The organism is Planctomycetota bacterium (genome assembly GCA_016207825.1).
Lineage (GTDB): Bacteria > Planctomycetota > MHYJ01 > JACQXL01 > JACQZI01 > JACQZI01.
The window spans coordinates 1-17,211 of the sequence record JACQZI010000042.1; the positions used below are offsets into that span (position 1 = coordinate 1).

Annotated in this window: 15 protein-coding genes; 3 read left to right on the plus strand and 12 right to left on the minus strand. The window is 46.5% G+C overall.

The genetic code is table 11. The features are described from left to right. Positions 1–305: 305 nt before the first annotated feature. The 11 genes from HY811_12415 to HY811_12465 form a co-directional block, all read right to left on the minus strand. A complete protein-coding gene (locus tag HY811_12415; GenBank protein MBI4835608.1) occupies positions 306–2,618 on the minus strand; it encodes a sigma 54-interacting transcriptional regulator in 2,313 nt (770 codons plus the stop codon). A 47-nt stretch (positions 2,619–2,665) separates the two neighbouring features. Beyond that, positions 2,666–3,118 (minus strand): response regulator, encoded by a 453-nt coding sequence (locus HY811_12420; protein ID MBI4835609.1) that lies wholly within the window; start codon positions 3,116–3,118, stop codon positions 2,666–2,668. Between the two features lie 111 nt (positions 3,119–3,229). Next, a complete protein-coding gene (locus HY811_12425) occupies positions 3,230–3,580 on the minus strand; it encodes a four helix bundle protein (protein MBI4835610.1) in 351 nt (116 codons plus the stop codon). Between the two features lie 90 nt (positions 3,581–3,670). Then, positions 3,671–8,248 (minus strand): PAS domain S-box protein, encoded by a 4,578-nt coding sequence (locus HY811_12430; protein ID MBI4835611.1) that lies wholly within the window; start codon positions 8,246–8,248, stop codon positions 3,671–3,673. Between the two features lie 102 nt (positions 8,249–8,350). Further along, positions 8,351–8,962: an MEDS domain-containing protein gene (locus tag HY811_12435; GenBank protein MBI4835612.1), complete on the minus strand. Its 612-nt coding sequence runs from the start codon at positions 8,960–8,962 to the stop codon at positions 8,351–8,353. A gap of 261 nt (positions 8,963–9,223) precedes the next feature. Beyond that, the gene (locus HY811_12440; protein ID MBI4835613.1) at positions 9,224–9,700 is read right to left on the minus strand and encodes a PEGA domain-containing protein; all 477 of its coding nucleotides are present in this window, start codon (positions 9,698–9,700) and stop codon (positions 9,224–9,226) included. Positions 9,701–9,704: 4 nt separating this feature from the next. Then, entirely contained in the window at positions 9,705–10,145 is a 441-nt protein-coding gene (locus HY811_12445; protein ID MBI4835614.1) for a PEGA domain-containing protein, read from the minus strand. Positions 10,146–10,215: 70 nt separating this feature from the next. Then, positions 10,216–10,842: a hypothetical protein gene (locus tag HY811_12450; protein ID MBI4835615.1), complete on the minus strand. Its 627-nt coding sequence runs from the start codon at positions 10,840–10,842 to the stop codon at positions 10,216–10,218. A gap of 22 nt (positions 10,843–10,864) precedes the next feature. Continuing rightward, positions 10,865–11,194 carry a cupin domain-containing protein gene (locus HY811_12455; protein MBI4835616.1) on the minus strand — a complete coding sequence of 110 codons (330 nt, stop codon included), beginning with the start codon at positions 11,192–11,194 and terminating at the stop codon, positions 10,865–10,867. A gap of 15 nt (positions 11,195–11,209) precedes the next feature. Further along, complete coding sequence (locus HY811_12460) at positions 11,210–12,172, minus strand: 4Fe-4S binding protein (GenBank protein MBI4835617.1); 963 nt, start codon at positions 12,170–12,172, stop codon at positions 11,210–11,212. A 416-nt stretch (positions 12,173–12,588) separates the two neighbouring features. Then, the gene (locus HY811_12465; protein ID MBI4835618.1) at positions 12,589–13,230 is read right to left on the minus strand and encodes a hypothetical protein; all 642 of its coding nucleotides are present in this window, start codon (positions 13,228–13,230) and stop codon (positions 12,589–12,591) included. Between the two features lie 142 nt (positions 13,231–13,372). Here HY811_12465 and HY811_12470 point away from each other — a divergent pair, with 142 nt between their 5' ends. After that, positions 13,373–14,602 (plus strand): IPT/TIG domain-containing protein, encoded by a 1,230-nt coding sequence (locus tag HY811_12470; GenBank protein ID MBI4835619.1) that lies wholly within the window; start codon positions 13,373–13,375, stop codon positions 14,600–14,602. A 4-nt stretch (positions 14,603–14,606) separates the two neighbouring features. Here the strand turns inward: HY811_12470 and HY811_12475 are convergent, their stop codons facing one another. Next, complete coding sequence (locus tag HY811_12475) at positions 14,607–15,311, minus strand: Crp/Fnr family transcriptional regulator (GenBank protein ID MBI4835620.1); 705 nt, start codon at positions 15,309–15,311, stop codon at positions 14,607–14,609. A gap of 50 nt (positions 15,312–15,361) precedes the next feature. Between HY811_12475 and vanZ the strand changes: the two genes are divergently transcribed. Further along, positions 15,362–15,703: a VanZ family protein gene (gene vanZ, locus HY811_12480; GenBank protein MBI4835621.1), complete on the plus strand. Its 342-nt coding sequence runs from the start codon at positions 15,362–15,364 to the stop codon at positions 15,701–15,703. 322 nt (positions 15,704–16,025) lie between these two features. Beyond that, positions 16,026–16,805, plus strand: a complete 780-nt coding sequence (locus tag HY811_12485) for a HEAT repeat domain-containing protein (GenBank protein ID MBI4835622.1) — start codon at positions 16,026–16,028, stop codon at positions 16,803–16,805. The last annotated feature ends 406 nt before the right edge of the window (positions 16,806–17,211 follow it).

Genomic DNA, 17,211 nt, shown 5'->3' on the forward strand with positions numbered 1-17,211 from the left:
CCGATTCACATAATAAATCAGGGGTCATAGACGGGTTCTCCTTATAAAAATACTGTTCTCTACAAGTATTTTCGTCTATGACCCTGTTTTACTTTAACTTTTATATCACTCCTCAAAATAATTATTCAACAAAGCAGGGTGCCCCCGAAGTGCAACGGAGCGGGGTCAATCGAGTATCCCCGAAACAAAGTGCCCTGAGGTCCCGAGACCGTCAGGATCTAGGGAGAGCGGGGCGGCAGGGATGCACGATTGATTAAGCCGGTAGGTGCAGGACGTCGCTCTGCTCCGGAGCCGGGATGGTTTATTTAAGGCTGTTGGTATGTTTGCTTTTCCTCTGCCAAAAACCTATGGAGGGTGGCGCGGGAAACGCCCAAGACCTTGGTGGCTTTGAGCTTGTTGCCCTTAGTCTGCCTTAAGGCTTCCTTTACCGCCTCTAAATCGAGTTTGCGCTTGCGCCGCCTTTTAACGCTGATTGACGGAATGCCCTTTTCCTTTTGGATCTGCGGCGGCAGGTGCTGCGGCTGGATGACACCCCCCCGGCTTTTGACCAGCGCAAACTGGAGCGCGTTCTGCAGTTCCCGGACATTGCCGGGCCATTTATAGTCTATTAAAATATCCAATGACTCAGGCGATAAAGAAGCTTTGTCCCGCCCGGTTTCTTCCGCGTCTTTTTTAAGGAAGTGCTCGCAGAGGTGCGGGATGTCGTTTGGCCTTTCACGCAAAGGCGGCATATTCAAAGGAACCACGCTCAAGCGGTAAAAGAGGTCTTCCCTGAAGCGGCCCGCCTTGATTTCGTCATTGAGCGATTTATTGGTGGCGCTGATTACGCGCACGTCCACCTTGATGGTCTTTTCCCCGCCGACCTTTTCAAAGGTGCCGCTCTGAAGGACGCGCAGGAGTTTCACCTGCATGGCCTGGGAAAGGTCGCCGATTTCATCCAGGAAAATCGTGCCGCCGTCCGCCAGTTCAAAGCGCCCCTTTTTGTCGCGGATGGCGCCGGTAAAAGCGCCCTTGACGTGCCCGAAGAGTTCGCTTTCCAGGAGGCCATCCGGCAGGGCGCCGCAATTGACCGGCACGAACTGCTTGTCCGCGCGCGGGCCTTCGTTGTGGATGGCGGAGGCGACCAGCTCTTTTCCCGTGCCGCTTTCTCCCTGGATTAAGACCGATACGCCGCTTTCGGCCAATTCTTTTATATTATCATATAATTCCTGCATTTTAATATCATGCCCGATGATGCCGGCAAAGGAATGTTCGACTTTAAGCCGTTTCTGCAGTTTATCCAATTCGGTAATATCTTCCAGGATGACGATGGCGTGGCCTTCGCCCTCGTATTCGAGGGGCGCGGCGCTCAGGAGCAGTGTTTTTTTCTGGAGTTTATCGCTGACCATTAATTCAGCGATGGCTTTACGCTGGTGGATGCTCTTGCCGGCAAGGGCATCCTGGATGGTCGTGCGGATATCGCAGGTGCGGCAGAGGTCTGCCAGGTCGCCTTGTTCGCACCGTCCGGCTGAATTGACGCATTTTAGGGCGTCGCCCCAGCGCTTATCAATGAAGTCTTTTTTGGAAATATCGAACAGGCGTTCGAATGATTTATTAGTCGCTTTGATATGCCTGTTTTTATCTACGATAACGATGCCGTCCGGCATGGACTCGAATATTGCCCTGAATTTCTGCTCGGATTTATGGATGGCCAGGCGCAGGCGGATGGATGTTATGCCATAAGCCAAATCGCTTGCCAATTCGGCAAGCAACTTCACCTCATCTTCCGAAAACGCCTCAGGGTCGCTGGAATAAATATTGAGCGCGCCGAAGGGCTTGCCGTCTGTAATTAAAGGAAGCACAATGGATGAGGCATAGCCACGTTTCAGAGCCTCTTCGCGCCAGGGCTTGAAATGGGGGTCGGTGAGCATATTAGCGCATATCGAAGGCTTGCCGGTCCGGATTGCCGTGCCGGTCGGTCCCCTGCCCAGTTCCGTATCCGCCCAGGTAAGTTTTAATCCTTCAATGTATCCTTCCTCAAAACCGGCATAAGCAACCGGGAGGACGCGCTTTTCCTCGTCATTTTCGGCAAAGCCTATCCAGACCATCTTATACCCGCAGTCTTTCACGACAATCTTACACACTTCGCCCATGTAAACCGATTCATTTATCGCGTGCATCATCGCCTGGTCGCTGTTGCTGAGCGCTTTCAGCGTCCGGTTAAGCTTATGGAGTTCTGCCTCGCGTTTCTTGCGTTCGATGGCGTAGCGTATGCACCTTATCAGGGAATCGCTGTGGATTTTCCCCTTGACCAGATACTCCTGCGCGCCTTTCTGGACCGCGCTGATGCCTGTTTTTTCATCCTCAAGCCCGGTCAGCACGATAATCGGAAAATCCCGTTCATCGGCATATAATTTATCGATATTCTCCACGCCCGTGCTATCCGGGAGGTTTAAATCCAATAAGACCGCGTCAAACTTCTGTTTGGATAAAAAGCCTGAGGCATCCTTAAGGTTCTCGGCATGCGTCAACTCAAAATCCGTTGAATGGTTTTCGCTCAAGAACTCCTTGATAAGGCGAAAATCAGCCGGATTATCCTCTATGGCCAGTATTCTTAATTTTTCCCGCTTTTCATTCATTCTTCTTGCCTTTCATCCTCTCGTCCCTCGTTTCCTCTTCCCTCGTTTCATCGCACATTCGTCGGGAGTTTCACAATCGTCAGCCAGAAATCCTTGATGGATTTTACCACCGTGGAAAACTGGTTCAAATCCAAGGGCTTGGTAATATAGCAATTCGCGTGTAGTTTATATGATTTCGCGATATCCTCTTCCGCCTTGGAAACGGTCAGGATGACTACGGGAATGCTTTTCAATGAATCATCGCATTTTATTTCTTTTAATACTTCTCGCCCGTCTTTTTTGGGTAGGTTCAAATCCAGCAATATGAGGTCGGGCCGGACCGCTTTTGTGAACCTTCCTTCCCGGCGCAGGAATTCCATCGCCTCGACCCCGTCGCTTACTACATGGAGATTTACGTGCAGTTTTTCCTCTTTCAATGCCTCCTTGGTCAGGCGGACATCAGCCGGGCTGTCCTCGACCAGAAGGACCTCGATGGGGTTTATGCCGTTATTATTAGCCATTTCTGATTCCTTTCTTTTCAATAACCAATTATAGGTTACAAGATACAATAACCAAGATACAAATTGCAAACAAATTACAAATCCCAAAATACATTAGTTGTTGTAATTTGGTCATTGGTTATCCGACTTATTAATAATCGCTGAAAGAATATTTTTAAGTTCTTCCGCTTCTTTCATGAGAGGTTTAATCTCCTTTTCCTTGCCTGTATTGGCCTCCAAAATCAGTTCGAGCCAATGAAGGCTTTCTTTAGCTTCTCTACGGGCTATTTTCAGGCGATTCAGGAAATCCTTCTTCCCCAGAGCATCATTTGCCTCCCTGTAATTCGCTCCAACAGAACCGGCTGAACCAACCACTTGGCCCACCAAACGGTCATTCATTGGGTTCCTGGGCAAACACTTGCATAACCTTATCACTGCTTTTGCGAATTCAGTAGTTCGCTTTTCTAAATTGAATGTGCTCATAAGATTTCAAATTCCAATCACCAAGATACAATAACCAAACAAATTCCAAACACCAAATCACAAACATGTTTGGTCATTGGTTATTGGTCATTATTTGGTGCTTGTTTCTTGGTTATTGGTAATTTCTCTCCTTTGGTTATTGTTTCTTGTATCTTGGTTATTTCGTTTATCTTGATTATTTGTTATTATCCCAATTGGTATTGTAAAGTAGAACGTCGCCCCCTTCCCCACCTCGGATTCGACCCAAATCTTTCCCCCATGGTTTTCTACAATCTTTTTGCATATGGCCAGTCCAATGCCCGTGCCCGGGTATTCCTGCCGGGAATGGAGGCGCTGGAAAATCTGGAAGACCTTATCTTTGTATTGCGGTTCCATACCGATACCGTTATCCTTGACGCAGAAAACCCATTCCGTATCGCATTTTTCGGCGTTTATACTAATTTTAGGAGATTCTTTATTGCGGAATTTTAAGGAGTTGCCAATCAGGTTATGGAATAACTGTATGAAGCTGCTTTCATGAATATTTACCACTGGCAAATCACCGCGATTTACGGCTGCGCCGGCGGATTTTATTGTTTCGGACAGGTTTTTGATTACTTTATCCACGATTTCATTAGAATCAACTTTTCTCGCAATAGTTTCCCTGCGCCCCACGCGGGAATACTCCAATAGGTCGGTAATTAATTTCTGCATGCGGACGGCACCATCCACGATGAATTCTATAAAATCATCCGCATCCTTATCTAATTTATTCTTATAGCGTTTTTCCAAGAGCTGCGAATAGTTGGACATCACTCTCAACGGCTCTTGCAGGTCATGGGAAGCCACATAGGCAAACTGTTCCAGGCTTTCGTTGGAACGCCTGATTTCATCTTCCATCTCTTTCCGTTCGGTTATATCCTGGACCATCCCGACGGAACGGATGATCTTGCCGGACGAATCCCGGGCATGACGACATTTCTCATGGACGAACCTGATTTCACCTGTGGATTTGCGCACCACGCGGTGTTCTATCTCATAGGTATTCCTGCCTTCGCGGATAGAACTGGAATAAGCATCATCGACTGCCTTACGGTCTTCCGGATACACCCGCTCCAGAAACGCCTCGTATGTAGCAGGAAATTCCTGAGGCGTTAATCCAAATATGCGGTAAACCTCATCCGACCAGGTTAAACGCTTATTTACCAGGTCGAGCTCCCAACTGCCCAGGTGGGCAATTTCCTGCGAGCGTTTCAGCCGGTCCTCGCTTTGCCGTAATTCTTCTTCAGCGCGCTTGCGCATGGTAATATCGCGCGCCACGTGCACCGAACCTATCTGTTTGCCCTGTTCATCCTTAAGCGGCGTCGTGCTGACCAGCAAATCGCATTTCAGCTTTTCTTCATGCACTTCAACCGTATGTTCCTGCCCATCCGCTACAGTCAGTGTATGAGGGCAGCATGAGGGAGGCTCTTTGGAGCCGTGCATACATTTATAGCAAGTTTTTCCGACAATGTCTTTCGGGGTAAAGCCGAGCTTTTTTACCATTGCCCTGTTGGCCCGGACGATGCGGTGATTATTATCTATAATGGCGATTAAATCCGGCACGCTGTCAAAGGTGCGCTCCCATTCCTGCTTGGCGCGCAAGAGTGCTTTTTCATCCTTCATGCGCAACATCGCTACCGCCACCTGGTCTGCCACCGCTTTCATCAGGGAAAGCTCTTCGTCGCTGAATGCCGGCCGGTTATTGGTGCCGAATGATAATGTCCCGATGACCTTATTTCCTTTCATAAGCGGATGGCAGGCATAAGCCTGGATGCCGTAAGATTTGACCAGTTTGGTTCTTTCATCCGGCGTAGTCTGGATATGCTCTGCCACGATACGCGCCTTGTCCCGTGCCACGCATCCGCAGACGGCCACGCCGTAATCCAGCCATTCCATCTTTTTGGCTTCCGATGCAGGGATGCCGGCACAGGCATTAAGATGAAGTTTTCCCGCACCTTCATCCACGAGGAAATTGAAGAATGCCTGGCAGTCAAGGTGTTCCATCACCTTGCGGCATATTGAACTCGCCGCTTTTTGCGGGTCGGTTGACCTTAACAATTCATTGGCAATCCATGACAAAAGCACGAACCTTTCCACGCTGTTTTTGAGCTCGTTTTCCGCCCTTCCGCGTTTCAATGTCAGTGCCACCAGATTAATGAATGATTCTATTACCTTGAGATTCTTTAGGTCTTCTGACCTGTCGGCAATAATCGCTACCGTGCCCATTAAGACGTTGTTTATAGCAAACGGCATTATGTAGGCAGTTCCTAAATTGAGTTCGGATTCCGCCTGCCTGCACAGAGCCTGGGGCAGTTGCCTGAAGGTTAGCTCCTGCAAGCCGCCTTCGACCACGGTAATGCGCCCGGCACTCATCTGCTTTTTAGCATTGTCGTCAAATACGAATTCCATTCCGATGGGGTTCCTGCCCAACAAAGCAGGTATCTTTTTCAGTTTGTCAGCCGGCCCGGCCAAAGCCCGGATGAAAACCCGGTTGGTTTCTGCATAGTATTCATTGATACTAATTACGGCGCTACCGGCTATGTTATGTAATTGCCGTGCGGCATACTGAAACAATTCTCCGGAAGTCATCTGTTCCAGGAAACTTACTGCGGAAGCGGTTAGGAATTCCTGGTTTTTTGTGTATTCGGCCAGCCTTTGCACCGTATGCTTCCATTCGGTAATATCCCGCCCATACACGTTAACATAGCCTTCAGCAATGACGGGCGCCAGCACGAGAGAGAAGAACCTGCCATGGATATTAGTTTCAATCTCACTGGGTACTCCCGATTTAAGCGATTCAGCAACCCATCTGCGCCACTGTTCTGATACGGGTTTACCTGCCCGGTAGTTCAATTGAGTGGTTATGGGCCGAGCCGCCTTGTTAAAATATAAAAGAGTTCCGTTTGAAGCGATACGCATTACCACATTGGGGTTTTCGGCAGGGAATTTGGAAAGGCTTAGTATTTCATGTTCGGCTTTTTTCCGTTCGGTGATGTCGCTATGCATGGCGAGATTTCCGGTGTGTTTCCCTGCGCTGTCAAACAACGGGGAAACGCTGCCAAGCGTCCATAAAACCGAGCCGTCTTTCCTGCGGAATTTATATTCGCCCTGGAAGCTTTTCCCGTGCTTTAGTGTGTTTAAGGCTTTGACAACCAAAGGCTTTTGGCCTTCATCCATAAAATCCAGGCTTTTTTTACCTATCAGTTCTTCTCTTGGATAACCCAGCATATCCGCCATCTTCTGGTTGACGAATACAAAACCGCCTTCAGGTTTCCCGATTGCGATTCCATCATTTGCCGTCTCAACAATCGTGCGGTGTTTTTCTTCGGAGACCTTCAGATTCTCCTCGGCTTTTTTCCGTTCGGTGATGTCCCTGTGCACTGAAACAATGGAGCTAATCAACCCATTCTCATCCTTTAATACCCTGGTAAATGATTCCACGTTGATGGGCGTGCCGTTTTTATGATGTTCAACCAGTTCGCCGCGATATTGTCCGGTTTTAAATAGCAACCTGATTGCCTTTTCCCGGGTCGTTCCGACAAACTCAGTCTGCAGAAGGTCGGATAACCGTTTACCCAGGATTTCATCAGCCTTCCAGCCATATAACGATTCTGCCACCTTATTCCATGAAGTGATATTAAATTGCTTATCCATTGATATGATTACATCGTTTACATTTGCCAAGAGATACGCCTGATAAAGTATCTGTTGTTGCGCCTTCTTGCGTTCGGTGATATCCTGGAATGTCACGGCAAAGTATCCCCTGTGCGGGCTGAAGGCGGAAATCGAATACCATTTTTGGAGTGCTTGCGCATAACTCTCAAACCGGATTGGTTTCCCTGTCATCGCAACACGCCCGTATTTGCCAATCCAATCGGTCGGGTCTTTTTCTATGCCCGGTATGATCTTAGTAACCGTCTTGCCGATGATGTTTTCCTTTTTAAGCCCGGTAAGGTTCTCAAATGCCTTGTTCGCTTCATGGAAAATATAATCGCAGGGCTTTCCCTTCTCATCCAGGACTATCCGGTGGTAGGCGAATCCTTCCGACATATTGCTGAAAAGGAAGCGCAGTTTACCTTCGCTCCGTTTCAATTCATCCTTGATTGTCCGCGCTTCCGAGCCTTCAATGATTTCCCATTTACCTGCATTGCGAACCAGCGCGAAACGGTGTTTTTTTACGAGTTCCATCAGTTTTAAGGCATTGAACCTGTCACGCTGATATATAAAGGCGGCAATTATATTATACCTGCCAATAGCGTCAACAGCAAAGTCTGGGGAAACTCCGCAGGCAAGCCTTAACCCGTCAAAGCCCCTGGAAACAGCCTTATCAATCTGTGCAACAAGAAACCGGTTATCTTTGCCATTAGCAACCCGCCACTTGTCGTTTGGGATTATCTTTATCTGCCCGCTCTTTAAATATTTGTTGAAATAAGGCACGGCTTTAGCAAAAGTTCTCTTCGCGGACGCGGCATCAAGCGGAGCGGAGGTTACCCATAGGCAGAATTCATTGTTCTCCAATCCTGCTTTGAAATAGGGTATGAGAATCTCAACGAGGTCATCCTTTGACTGGTAAAACTGGCAGAAATGGCTGCCCCAGGCAATGTCGCCGATTAATGGGATGCCTGATTTACGTTTGTCAAATTGCATACTTCAAACTTTACCGCAAAGGCGCAAAGAAACCAAGAATGGCAAATTTCTGACTTAAAATTTCCAATCCGAAATTCCCTTTGCGTCTCTGCGGTGAATACATTAAGTCGTTTGCACGCAAGTGGAAACGGGCATATTGACAACTTGCCATTTGCCCTGGCTCATGGCAAGGGCAAACTCATGGTTTTTGACAACATCCATAATTTCCGGCACGCCGCATTTCTCAAGCGAGTAAGTGCACAAAACCAATAAATTCGTGCCGCCGATTACCTTGTTAATTTCCGCTTCGTAAGCGGCAAAATCATCCCAATCCTTTTTGTTATCTATCCAATAGGGATTACCGCTTACCCGCATACCGTCAAAGCCTCTCGACAAAGCTTCGTTGTGTTTTTCCATCCACATATTAAGCGTGCGATTAAGGTCAAAGCTTCCGCCTTTCAAATACCAATCCGTATAAGGGAATATTTCTATCTGGTGTTTTTCCAGATACTTTGGGAAATTAGGCACGTCCTTTTTCATGGCGTTAAGAACGTCTTCCTTGGTAAGGAAATCAGAAGTTACCCAGACACAGAACTCGTTGTTTTCCAGCCCGGCTCTGAAGTATGGAATAAGCACGTCAAGCATATCTTTCTTGGTCTGGTAGAACTGGCAGAAATGACTGCCCCATGGCAGGCTGCCGATTAAAGCAATTCCCGAATCGCGTTTTGTTTCCATAATATCTGCTCCTTCCTGTCCGGCTGATGTTGGTCAGGCGGATTATAACGAATCCAAATTTTCCCTATCCAAAAACCCTTTTTGGCAAAGCAATGATGCCAACCTTTATAGCGCAGAAATTATACTCTTTAGTGCTTGAATATGCAAGTAAAAAATTAATTGTCCCCGTTCATGAACCCCAATCGGCAAGAGAAAACGCTTTAAAGTGTAAGATAAAGTGGAGGGAAAACTGCCGGGCATTACTGCTCGGTAGTGCGCAGATTATGGATTAGACGGCTCCAGTTCTATGTTTATTTCCGCCGGGTAAAGCGTCCAGATGGCACCGGTGAAATGGTCGACCAGGGCGGAAACCATTCCGATAGTCGTTCCCACGCAATGGATAGGCAGGAGCACTCCGTCAATAATCATGGCATTATTGGGACCCCGGCGTATGCCGCGCGTTACCGGATAATAACCTTTTTTGTCCACTTTAAGGTGATACTCATAACGCCTTTCGAGCGTTACCTTAGCCGGAGTGGTGACGACCATGGATACTTTCTTCCCGCAAGTTTCTTCTATGACAACCGTCGCGCCTTCAGGCTTGGTGTTGATTTTAATCCTCTGCGTGGTTCCGCTTATCGCCGTGGCGCAGCCGGTACATAGTAATAACCAAGCACTAAGAAACAATAACCAAACATTTGGGATTTGTATTTTGTGATTTGGAATCTGTTTGTTATTTGTATCTTGGAATTTGGTCATTATTTTACTTTTCCTTGTTAACCTCTTCTGCAACTTTTAACTCGATATTTATTTCCGAAGGGGAAAGCGTCCAGATAGCGCCGGTAAAGTGGTCGGCTCCACCCAGGACCAAACCCATCAAAGTTCCCCACCAGTGGATGGGCAATATCACGAGGTCGCCGGCAACGGCCTTGTTGGGTTTCCTACCGATGCCGCGCCTTGCCGGATAATATCCTTTTTTATCCACCGTGACGTGGTAAGAATATTTCCGCGGGAGCTGGACTTCGGCAGGCGTGGTCAGGGTCATGGACACTTTTCTGTCCCAGGTTTCTTCTATGACCACGGTAGCGCCCTGAGGCTGGGTATTGATTTTAATTCTCTGCTTGGTCCCGCTTACCATCGTAGCGCACCCGGCGGATAAAACGCTTAAGAAAACCAAGCTTGCCAACAACACCTTAGGCATCATGGTGTTATAATTTAGCGAATCGCTTTATTTTGTCAAGTTAATATTCCCTGTAAACTGTTTCCTCATCTATCTAATGTTCATGGCCGTTTTCCTCTGATTCACCGTGATGAAAGCTTTTACTTGTTATATCCATATGGATTCTCTCCACAAAATGCACGAAATCCACATAGGCTTCCACGAATTCCCTGCCCTCTTCAACGCTTTTGTCAGCATTCTTTTTGGATTCTATCACTTTATCAAAACGGAGCTTAACACCCTGCTCCAAATGTTTGTTTAGCGCTTTGATAAGCCCATCAGCCGAACCTTGTTCTATGGATTTATCAGCCAGCTCGACGGCCGGCTCGATTTCTGCTCCGACCGGTTTTAATCCCGTATAAGGCGCGCCTTCTCCGGCCCGGTGAATACGAACCAATGTCTCAAAGAAATACATATCGGCAAGTTCTTTTGCCTCCGGCCCTTTACCGCGCACCGCTAAAGTCTTCTTGAATATGGCGCGAATTTCATCCTCGTATTCCTTTTTCACCCATTTAAGAACCGGCGTAACATCGCCTTTTTCCAGCGCCGATTTGGCGGTTATCACTACCGGGCCATCCATTGTATCGCAATGCGCGTTGACAAAAATCGGCCTCACAAACCAGACACCGCTTATAATAATCACCGCCGCGGTTATCCCTATAAACCATATTTTCCTTTTCATGTTTTTCTCTTTTCGTTAATAATTATTTCTGCTCTTTTATCATTATTAATAACATTTTGAACTTATTTATTGCTTTCAACGCGTGGGGTTTATTGGCGGGCATTATTATCATCTCGCCTGATTTAAGGCGGTGGGGCTTTCCCGCAATATGAATGAGCGCTTCGCCATCCATGATATAAACCATAGCGTCAAACGGGGCGACGTGCTCGCTTAAACCCTGCCCTTTGCCAAAGGCAAAGGCCGTTACGGTGCCGGTCTTCTTGTTGATAAGGGTTTTGCTTACGATAGACCCTTGTTGATAGCCAACAATCCCTTTTACTTTTAACATTTCAGCTTTTAATTCCTTGATCATATCAACCCCTTTCTTTCAATTCGTTTTTGACTCGCCCAGGATATCGCCCTGGATACCGATAGTTATTTCCTTTGCCGGTATTTTCCTGCCGGAGGCTTCAAGTGCTTTCTGGGCAAGATAAACCAGTCCCGAACAGCAGGGCACCTCCATATGCAAGACCGTGATTGATTTTACACCGGACACCTTAAACATCTCGGTAAGCTTTTCAAGATAAGGCTCCGTATTATCAAGTTTCGGGCAGGCAATGACTAATGCCTTATCCCGTAAGAAATGCGCGTGGAAATTACCCCCTACCTTCGGTAGGGGACTCCCATTTAATCGAGAGCCCCCGAAGTGCAACGGAGCGGGGCCGTAGGCGTAAGCGGTGCAATCCGCGGCAATGACCAAATCGCGCCCCTTTAAGAACGGGGCATTTGGCGGAACCAGGTGCAGTTGTACCGGCCATTGGGTCAGCTGTGATTCGACCTTTGCAGATTTCGCTTCTTTTCCCGCTTTAAGCTTGGCAGAAAAACTGCGCATTGCCGTCCCTGGGTAACCGCTCCGATGCTCCGATGCGGAACGCCCCGCATTCCCGCCGAGGCGGTACATCGGGACGCAAGGCAGGCGTTCTTCTTTATGTTCTTCCCAAACAGGAACACTTATTTTATTTTCCTTGAGATAACCCAACGCCTGTTTCAGTAATTCATCCTGATTATGCTCTTTAAGATGTTTCAAGTGGGCCTTGATGGTGTTTTCACCTGCCTTAACGATATTCGCCATGACTTTTCTTTCATCATAAGGCTCGGCTTCGCGTTCTTCCGTGGAAATAGCGCCTTCGGGGCAATGGCCGATGCAGGCGCCGAGCCCATCGCAGAACAAATCGCTCATGAGGCGCGCCTTGCCGTCGATTATCTGCAAAGCGCCTTCGGGGCAGTTTGGGATGCACTCACCACAGCCGGTGCATTTATCTTCATTAATATGGATAATCTGCCTCTTCATTACTGTTTTCATATTCTCCTCCTTTTCCCCCTGAACACTTTTCGATTCGGGGTTTTCATTATTAATCTCTCTCCCGATACAATATTTCGCTGAAGAACACCATTCGGCGCAGCCGAGGTCAAGGCGCGGGTTGCGGAAACGATGCCCGCATTTGCCGCAACGGCGGTCAATATCGTCTTTCCAGAATTCGACCTTCGCTCCGCACTTAGGGCAATCGATATCGAAGATATCTTCCGGCTTCCAAAACCTCTTATCCTGTCCTGGACACTGTGCCATAATCAAAATACCTTTCTAAGTTTCAGGTTTAAAGTTATAAGTCAAACTCTCTTTGTCCCTTTCCGCCAATAGTATAACATATTATGTAAAAATAGACATTGACTTAAGTCAAAAGACAGGAAAAATTATTGTATGATAACTTATTCTGTAAACTGGCCTTTAAGGTGCGACCAGCTTAAAGCGGAAGGTTTCTGGCTGGCATACGCCTGCCAATCCTCATAGGAGATAAACGGCTTGGTCCGCTCGATTGTATAAGTGCTCGTTTTCAATACGCCGGGCAGCTTATCAATCACTTCCGTAACATACTTCCTGAAAACATCCTCGCTCTGTGCCAAGAGGGAAAAGAGCAGGCTTTCATCCATATGATAGAAAGTAAAAGCGAAATAAACCTTGCGCAACCCTTCGGGCAGATTCGGGTCAATCAGCTTTTTATATACCTCGCTTAAGGAAACCGGTTCCGCTTTGAGTATCACGGTAAACCTCTTCAAATCCTGCGTGTCGTGGGGCAAGGGATAAAACTTAGGAGCATATAAATGATGTAAGGCAAAACCATCCACGCCTTTTATTTTACTGATATGATTGACAATTAAATCCTTTAAACCTGCTTGGTCTTCGAAATCCACCAGGAGGCTGGTTTCGTTATGGTAGCCTAACCGTTTGGTCAGGTAAAGCAGGTGGCATTTATTGCCCATCTGGGACTGGATTTCGTCTTTTTGGCGGACCAGTTCGTCCCAAACATGGTTTATCTCATGCTGCGAATGGATTCTGATAATGACTATCATATAATTTCCTTACTGGTTTTAGTGTAGCTTAAATAACGCAATGTATCAAGAATTTTATAACACCTCTTGGATTTTTAGTTGACAAACCGGCGGCAGTTATTAAAATACTATCTATCTAAAACAAACAGTAAAAGGAGAAAGCATGAAACCTTATTCAACAACCCTGATAGCAGTTATACTTCTCGCGGTGATAAGCTTAATCAGCACTGGAGCTAACGGATGTTTTGGCAATAGCAGCAGCGACAAAGATACCAAGGCTGGAAGCAGCCCCGGCGCGGCGCCGACGGCCAGTGCAATCAGCCCGGCTTCCGGCTATAACGATTTGAATACCACTGTCATGATTACCGGCACGAACTTCGCCAATGGCGCAACGGTTAAGGTCGGGGGCGTTTACGCATCCAATGTCACGGTGATTTCATCAACTTGCATCACCGCAACTATAAATTACGGATTAACCGGGGGAACCGTTTACAATGTTCTTATTACTAATTCGGATTCACAGTCCGCCACGCTCGCCAATGCCTTTACGGCAATGGCTCCGCCAACCGAATGGACTAAAGATGCCGACCTTATCTGGAATTGCGCCGCCGTATCCGAAGCCCTGACATCTAGCTGCACTATTTTGATTACCGACACCAATAAATACCGGATATATTTTACGGCGCCGGGCGGGCTCTGGAGCAGCCTCTCGGACGACGGGGCTAATTGGGAAACGCCGGTATTTACAAATATCAACGACGTGGGCGCGACGAACCCCGCGGTCATCAGGCTGAAAAACGGGACATACCTCATGATTTACGGAATCCAAACGGCTATGCCCACCACGGAAAGATTATACCGGGCAATCTCTAACGACGGCATAACTTTTGCCAAACAGGGAGTAGCTTTGGTTGCGGATGCAGGAGAAGATGATTTCGTTTCGGTTCCGGATTTAATTTATATCACCGATACCAGGTTAAGAATGTATTTCGTAGCTGACCCGGTTGATAGCAATGTCCATACCGCATATTCTGATAACAACGGTATCAACTGGACCAGGGAAGGCGCGATAAGCATAACCGGCGGACCGACCGGAGGCCAAACCAATGACCCTGACATAATTGAACTTGCTGACGGGACGTATCAATTCTTTTTCACCACTCCACCAGCCGGACAGGCAATCGGTGATTTAAGAATACGCTCAGCGGTTTCAACTGACGGAAGGAATTTTACCCTGGAATCAGGCAGCAGGGTTACGCCCGCAGGAGCGGTCACGGCAATAATGGACCCTGATTGTATCTTAATTAAAGGAACTGTTGACCAATACAGGATTTATTACGGGGCAAACAAAGGAGTCAATCCTGATGATTTGAGATCAATAACTTTGCCTTAACCAATCACGGTTTGATGCCGGCGGCAACCTGCTCAAGCTTCGTTTTATTAAGAATAGTTATCTTATTGCCTTTTATCCCGACAACCTTTTTGGATTTAAGCTTGCTGAATGAACGGGAAAGCACTTCGCTGACCGTGCCTAATCTTGATGCCAGCTCCTGCTTGGAAGTAGGAAGCTTTATCTCTTTATTCCTTCCCAAGGCGGATAAATCCAAAAGATACTTTGCCAGCCTTGCCGGCACTTCTTTAAGCGAAAGCTCATCAATGATAGAAACCATGTGCCTTAAGTATCTCGCCATGGAAGCGAGCATATTGAGCGAAAGCTGTGGATTTTCTTTTACCAGGCGAATGATATCATTCTTAAAGATAAAGAAAACCTCGCTATCAACCATGGCTTGCGCGCTTGCCGGGGAACGTCCGTTTGTAAACGCCGCCGCCTCGGCAAAACTCTCGCCCGGATATATAATATGTATAATCTGCTCCTTACCGCCATGGGAAAGCTTATAGACCTTGACCTTGCCTTCAAGCACGATATAAAAGCCGTCCAAGGGCTGGTTTTCAGATATGATGGCTTCATTCTTATTAAACTTACGCCGGATAACCAAGCGGCTTACGCGCTCCAAATCCATACCGTTAAGCCCGGAAAAGAGCGGCACGGATTTCAATATCCGCTCGTAATCCTTGGTGCACATGTAACAGGGATTAGTCATATTACGAAAATATTATAATAATCATCGGGGATTTGTATAATAATTACGCAATGAAAATTATCCTCTCACGATGGCTGCCGTTTGTTTTATATGCAGGATTAATATTCTATATCTCCAGCGGGCCGTTGCCGGAAATACCAGGTCCGTTACAGATAGAATATATCGACCTGGTGGCACACGCGCTTGAATATGCCCTCTTCACTTGGCTGGCTTATCGAGCATTTGGCACGATAAAAGCATTGCGGAAGCAGGGCTTATTTATTACATTATTAATATCAATCTTGTACGGCTTCTCTGATGAATTGCATCAGTATTCTGTCCCGGGCAGGCAGATGGATACCTGGATTTTGTATTTGACACACTGGGGGCGGTTGCGGTGGTGGGGATATTAAAAATACGCTCTAATAAACCACAGATTACACGGATTAAACAGATATGAAAAAGATATTGCTGCTTTGTTTGTTCTGCGCTCTTTTTATCTCAACGGCAATATTCATAACGCCATACATCAGCGCGCCTTAGGTTACAGCTTAATGACAAAGACCCTGTTGCAAGACTTAAAGCTTTATATTTATTAGCCAAATTAGATGATAAAAAATCTATTCCCACATTAATCAAGCTGTTAAGGATACTGATAACAGAATAAGAGGATACACGGTTGAAATACTAGGGGATTTAGAAGCTAAAGAAGCAACCCCTCAATTAATTGAATTATTGGAAGATAATTATAATGATTTTGATACGCGATTGTCAGCGGCTAAAGTACTCATTAAATTCGGCATAAAAAAAGCTATTCCGCAAATCAATAAATTTCTGTTAGAATCAGGTGTAACCTGTTTTATACGAAATGATGTGTCAGGATTACTCGGAGACTTAGGACCCAGAGAATTCATTCCCCAATTAACTGAATTATTAAAAGATAAAAACGCCCGAATACGTGAAGGCGCAACTGAAGCTCTTATTAAATTAAAGGCAAAAGAAGCTCTCCCTCAATTATTTGAACTATTAAAATATGATACTACATCCATTAAGCTCGATATTATTCCGCTTATTACCCAAGTAGAATTTAAAGAAGCAATCCCCCAATTGACAGAATTATTAAAAGACACGAATCAATATATGCGAATAAAAACAGTGGAAGCGCTTGCTCAATTAAAAGCAAGAGAATCCATTTCCCAGATTACTGAGCTGTTAAAAGATAAGTCGCGTTTTTACTGCGCAGGAAAATTCTATGGGGCTCCGGTTCTTGAAGAAACGCTGAAAGCTCTGGTTAAACTGGATGCTAAAGAATCCATCCCTAAAATTATCGAGCTTCTGAATGATGATGAGCCGGAAATTCGCGGGCTTACAGCAATTACCTTAGTAGAACTTGGAGCAAAGGATAAAGTTACTCAAGAGGTCATTGAAGATATAAAACCTATTTTAAACTGGCATGAAAATTACGCAACCCGCGCTCGCGCCGCGCTGTCCCGATTGGAGGAACCCGAGAAGTAGTCCTTCGGGATCCCGATGCGAAACCAAGAAGGCAGCGCCATTCGGGAAAGGAACTGGAGGCGGCTATCGAGGATGCCGCCCCGATAAATCGGAGCGAGCCTCGCCCCGCTGAAGAGGGGCGGGAGGATAAGCAAAAGGATAAGATTGAGAATAAGAAATAATAACATTTTTTTTCTTTATGGTTATTCGTCATCTCAGCAAGGATAACTCTTCGTTAATTCAATGGTAACGATTAATTATTACAAGGGTTGCGCTTCATTGCTTCAGGGGTGTCCCTGCTCTGTTGAATAATTTTTATAAGTTTCTTCTTTCGGTTTATTAGCTGTTTTACCTCTACGCTATGGCTTTTTCTTTCCGATAACCTCTGCTAACAAACTTAAACAGATTCATTATGTTACCCTTAAAC